Genomic DNA, 1,099 nt, shown 5'->3' on the forward strand with positions numbered 1-1,099 from the left:
AAGAGGGCGTTTGATCTAGGTGGATTGCCCTTTATCTTCTAGTAAGTTCCTCGCCAGGTGGGTGTCGTCTCGTCCGTTATGCGCTTGGTGAGGTTGTCGATCGAGGCGACGTGGATCATGGCCTCGGAGCTGGCGGGCAGGGTCTCGTAGTCTCGTGCGAGGCGCCGGTGCTGCATGATCCAACCAATACTTCGTTCGACAACCCAGCGCCTTTTGACAACGTGGAAGCCGCGAACTCCTGGGTTTCTGTTGACGACTTCGACGTCGATTCCGAGGCTTGCGCCGTGCTCGATGACGGCGTTCTTGAAGCCGGTGTCGACCCAGCTCTTGGATATGGTCGGGTAGGTCTTCTTGGCCTGGTCGAGGAGCTGGATTCCGACGGCGTTCTCGGACAGGCTCGCGGCGGTGACGGTCACGGCGAGGATGAGTCCGATCGTGTCGGTGAGGATGCCCCGTTTCCTGCCGACGATCTTTTTGGCTGCGTCGGTTCCCTGGCTGGTCAGGGGCACATTGGTGGAGGTCTTGACGCTCTGGGTGTCGATCACGGAAGCGGTCGGTTCGGGCTTGCGTCCTTCCTTCACGCGGGCCAGGCCGGTCAGGTCGTAGTTGAGCTGGGTGAGGATTCCCTCGTCGCGCCAGGCGGCGTAGTAGGCGTAGACGGTGCCGTGGTTGGGGAAGTCGTGCGGGAGGTATTTCCAGGGGATTCCGGTGCGATTGATGTAGAGGAGTGCGTTGAATATGTCGCGCAGGTCGACCTTGGCCGGCTGTCCGGTGGGCCTACGGTCGAGCCGGGCCTTTCTCCAGGCCGCCAGCGTCGGCTCGATTAAGGCCCATCGGGCGTCGGACAGGTCGCTGGGGTACGGCTTCCGCTGGCTCACGCCGTAGCGTGATCATGGATGCGGCGGACGGTGCTGTTCCGCTGCTGCTGGGCGTTTCTGTCTGATCTTCAGACCAGACGGACTTCGTGCACGAGAACCGGAGTAAACGGGCGGCCAAGTTCGCAGTTCGATGGACGCGAGGGTGCGCTCATGGGGCAAACAACTCAAGCCTGACAGTCACGAAAGTCACTTACCGGCATAGACCCTCTCTAAATGCCCAC

The 1,099-nt window shown here is 61.3% G+C and carries 1 protein-coding gene; it reads right to left on the minus strand.

All coding sequences use genetic code 11. The features are described 5' to 3' along the window. Positions 1–38: 38 nt before the first annotated feature. Entirely contained in the window at positions 39–878 is an 840-nt protein-coding gene (locus AQJ27_RS51435) for an IS5 family transposase (protein ID WP_067386022.1), read from the minus strand. Between the last annotated feature and the right edge of the window lie 221 nt (positions 879–1,099).

It is taken from the genome of Streptomyces olivochromogenes (assembly GCF_001514115.1).
Classification (GTDB): Bacteria; Actinomycetota; Actinomycetes; order Streptomycetales; family Streptomycetaceae; genus Streptomyces; species Streptomyces olivochromogenes.